Annotated in this window: 3 protein-coding genes; all 3 read right to left on the bottom strand. The window is 62.4% G+C overall.

The window, feature by feature from the left end; all coding sequences use genetic code 11:
- Nucleotides 1–224: 224 nt before the first annotated feature.
- The 3 genes from dxs to QMX88_RS28975 all read right to left on the bottom strand — a co-directional run bounded on the left by dxs (nt 225) and on the right by QMX88_RS28975 (nt 3,433).
- On the bottom strand, nt 225–2,114 hold the full coding sequence (gene dxs / locus QMX88_RS28985) for a 1-deoxy-D-xylulose-5-phosphate synthase (protein WP_282373681.1): 1,890 nt from the start codon (nt 2,112–2,114) through the stop codon (nt 225–227).
- A 192-nt stretch (nt 2,115–2,306) separates the two neighbouring features.
- On the bottom strand, nt 2,307–3,194 hold the full coding sequence (ispA, locus tag QMX88_RS28980) for a (2E,6E)-farnesyl diphosphate synthase (protein ID WP_282373680.1): 888 nt from the start codon (nt 3,192–3,194) through the stop codon (nt 2,307–2,309).
- Nucleotides 3,191–3,433 carry an exodeoxyribonuclease VII small subunit gene (locus QMX88_RS28975; RefSeq protein WP_062384761.1) on the bottom strand — a complete coding sequence of 81 codons (243 nt, stop codon included), beginning with the start codon at nt 3,431–3,433 and terminating at the stop codon, nt 3,191–3,193. Before QMX88_RS28975 ends, ispA begins: the two co-directional genes overlap by 4 nt.
- Nucleotides 3,434–3,722 lie beyond the last annotated feature (289 nt).

The following is a 3,722-nucleotide window of genomic DNA, read 5'->3' as shown; positions in this document are numbered from 1 at the left end:
GCTCGCGAATGCAATCGTTCTGTTGTGCATGTATCAACTGACAGAACACATTCGCGAGCAAGCTCACTCCTACAGGTGAGTGGGGGCATCGAGCCGTCTGGTTGGACATGTGATTGTAGGAACGATCGGGTAGGCGCTCCACCTTGCCCGCGATAGCGATTTATTCGTTGCAAGCGTAGCAACTGTCAGAACGCATCCGCGGGCAAGCGAGCCCCCTGCAAAAACTACATCTTCAGCAGGCGCTGGTTGATCGACGCTTCAATCCCGGCAGCATCCAGCCCGCACTCTGCCAGCATCTGAGAGGGTTTGGCGTGCTCGACGTACACATCCGGCAGGCCCAGATGCAGCACCGACTTGAGAATGTTCTCTCGCGCCAGGAACTCGCTGACCGCCGCACCGGCACCGCCCATGATGGCGTTTTCTTCGATCGTCACGAGCAAGTCGTGGCTGCCGGCCATTTCGCGCACCAGTGCCTCGTCCAGCGGTTTGACGAAACGCATGTCGACCACGGTCGCGTCGAGCTTTTCCGCCACGATCAGCGCTTCGGTCAACTGCACGCCAAACACCAGCATCGCGACTTTGCTGCCTTGACGGCGAACCACGCCCTTGCCGATTTCCAGCGGTTCGAGACTGCTCTCGATCACGGCATTGGGGCCGTTGCCGCGTGGGTAACGCACGGCGGCGGGGCCTTTGAACAGGTGACCGGTGGTGAGCATCTTGCGCAGTTCGTTTTCATCGCTCGGCGTCATGACCAGCATGCCGGGGATGCAACGCAGGTACGACAGATCAAAACTGCCGGCATGGGTCGGGCCGTCTTCGCCCACCAGACCGGCGCGGTCGATGGCGAACAGCACGTCCAGATTCTGCACCGCGACGTCATGAATCAGCTGGTCGTAACCACGCTGCAGGAACGTCGAGTAAATCGCCACGACCGGCTTGGCGCCTTCGCAGGCCATGCCCGCTGCCAGCGTCACCGCGTGCTGCTCGGCGATGGCAACGTCGAAATAGCGCCCCGGGAAACGTTCGCTGAACGCAACCAGATCCGAGCCTTCTTTCATGGCAGGCGTGATGCCCACCAGACGCTCGTCCGCTTCGGCCATGTCGCACAGCCACTGGCCGAACACGCCGGAATACTTGGGACCGCCGGCTTTTTTGGGCACGACAGGCGCATTCAGCGGATCGAGTTTGGTGATCGCGTGATAGCCGATCGGGTCGACTTCAGCCGGCGCGAAACCTTTGCCTTTCTTGGTGACCACGTGCAGGAACTGCGGACCCTTGAGGTCGCGCATGTTGCGCAGGGTGGCGATCAGGATAGGCAGGTCGTGGCCATCGATCGGGCCGATGTAGTTCCAGCCGAGTTCTTCGAACAGCGTGCCGGGCACCAGCATGCCTTTGGCGTATTCCTCGGTGCGGCGGGCGATTTCCCACGCGCCGGGCAGACGCGACAGCACTTTCTTGCTGCCTTCGCGCATGCTTGTGTACGTGCGGCTTGAGAGGATTTTCGCCAGGTAGTTCGACAGCCCGCCGACGTTGCGCGAGATCGACATGTCGTTGTCGTTGAGGATCACCAGCATGTCGGCGCTGACTTCGGGCGCGTGGTTCAGCGCTTCGAAGGCCATGCCGGCGGTCAGTGCGCCGTCGCCGATTACGGCGATGGACTTGCGCTCACTGCCTTGCAGCCGGGAGGCGATCGCCATGCCCAGCGCGGCGCTGATGGAGGTGCTGGAGTGACCGACGCCAAAGGTGTCGTATTCGCTCTCGCTGCGACGCGGGAATGCCGCCACGCCGCCTTTCTGGCGCAGGGTCGACATCTGCTCGCGACGACCTGTGAGGATCTTGTGCGGGTACGCCTGATGACCGACGTCCCAGACCAGCCGGTCGTCGGGGGTATCGAAGACGTAGTGCAAGGCCACGGTCAGTTCGATGACGCCGAGGCCGGCGCCGAAGTGGCCGCCGGTCTGGCCAACGGTGTAGAGCAGCTCCAGGCGCAGTTCATCAGCCAGGGCTTCAAGCTCTGCTTCACCTAAGCGGCGCAGGCCGTCCGGCGTCGCTGCCTTGTCGAGCAGCGGCGTGGACGGGCGCTCGCGGGGAATCTCTTTGAACGTCGTGGGCATCAGGCGAATCGTTATAAGTAAAAGAGGCGGCAGTTTACCTGATGCATTACCGGCTGCGCACGATGTGCAGCAACGCGATGTTCAGGAGAAACGATTGCCGGCGAAATGGGGCAGCGGCAGCAAGGCCGCTTACGCCCGATAAGTCCTATGACCTGCGCTTGGTTGCGGGGTTCGACTCGTTGCGGGCTTCGACTAGTTGCGGCGTTCGACGATATAACGCGCCAACGCGCGCAAGGGCTCCGCAGCCTCATCGAACGGTCGCAGCGCCACAAGGGCCTGATCGCGCAATTCAAGAGCGTAATGCTTGGCTTCTTCCAGCCCCAGCAGCGCGGGGTAGGTCGGCTTGTCCCGGGCAATATCGGCGCCCTGGCGTTTGCCCAGCGTGGCGGTATCGCTTTCGACGTCCAGAATGTCGTCCTGGACCTGAAAAGCCAGACCGATGGCGCGGGCGTAAATCTGCAGCGAATCGAGTTGAAACTGGGTTGCGTTGCCGCTGGCCAGGGCGCCAAGCCTGACGCTGGCTTCGATCAGTGCGCCGGTCTTGTGCCGGTGCATGAATTCCAGCGCCTTCTGGTCGAGCTTGAGCCCGACCGAGCCCAGATCAATGGCCTGTCCGCCGACCATGCCGGCAGGGCCGGATGCACGGGCAAGGGTGGCGACCATTTTCAGTCGGGTGTCAGCGTTCTGCGGGGTCAGTGCGTTATCGCTCAGCACGCTGAAAGCAAGGGTCTGCAGACCGTCGCCGGCGAGAATCGCGCAGGCTTCGTCAAAGGCTTTGTGGGTGGTGGGCAGGCCGCGACGTAAATCGTCGTCGTCCATGGCTGGCAGGTCGTCGTGCACCAGCGAGTACGCGTGGATCAGCTCGACGGCGCAGGCCGCGCCGTTGGCGTGCTCGGCGTTGCCGCCCAAGGCTTCGCAGGCGGCGTAAACCAGCAGCGGGCGCACGCGTTTGCCGCCATTGGTAACGCTGTAGCGCATGGCGGCGTAAAGGCGGGTCAATTCAGGGGCGGGCGCATCGAACAGCGTCTCCAGCGCCGCATTGACGCGAGCCTGGCTGAGTGCCTGATACGCCGCGATCATTCCGGCTGTTCCGCGTCAAATGGCTCTTCGGCCAGTTCGCCGTCGCGTTCCAGCAAGACCTGCACTTTCTGCTCGGCCTGGGCCAGCGCGCTCTGGCACTCCCGGGTCAGGCGGATGCCTTGCTCGAAGGCGGTCAGTGAGTCTTCCAGCGACAGCTCGCCGTTCTCCAGACGCTCGACGAGCGTTTGCAAATCCGTGAGGGACTGTTCGAAATCCAGTGCAGCTTTCTTGCGGGCCATGGCGGCTATCCCGGTAGACGTTAAACCGGCGCGACACTAGCAGAGCGCACGCATCGGGGCAAATGAGAAGGGGGTGCAGATGAGGGCACGCTGCTGCCGCACTCCCGTCAAACACCGAAGATGTCACTACCGGCGGACTAACTGTGGGAGTCGAGCTTGCTCGCGAAGAGGCCCGAACATCCGCTAAATAATCAGCGGCTGAAATACCTTCTTCGCGAGCAAGCTCGCTCCCACAAGAATTGCATCTGCCTCGCGGATGTTGGCCGCAGATGATGGACCTGTGGGAGCG

It is taken from the genome of Pseudomonas sp. PS02290, assembly GCF_029960075.1.
Taxonomy (GTDB): Bacteria; Pseudomonadota; Gammaproteobacteria; order Pseudomonadales; family Pseudomonadaceae; genus Aquipseudomonas.
Note: the sequence above shows the minus strand (reverse complement) of the source record. Positions and strands in the feature narration are given on the sequence as shown.

What these genes read in the sequence shown, in the direction of transcription:
- ispA (WP_282373680.1), bottom strand. Translation starts at nt 3,194, where the DNA reads ATGATCGCGGCGTATCAGGCACTCAGCCAGGCTCGCGTCAATGCGGCG.
- QMX88_RS28975 (WP_062384761.1), bottom strand. Translation starts at nt 3,433, where the DNA reads ATGGCCCGCAAGAAAGCTGCACTGGATTTCGAACAGTCCCTCACGGAT.
- dxs (WP_282373681.1), bottom strand. Translation starts at nt 2,114, where the DNA reads ATGCCCACGACGTTCAAAGAGATTCCCCGCGAGCGCCCGTCCACGCCG.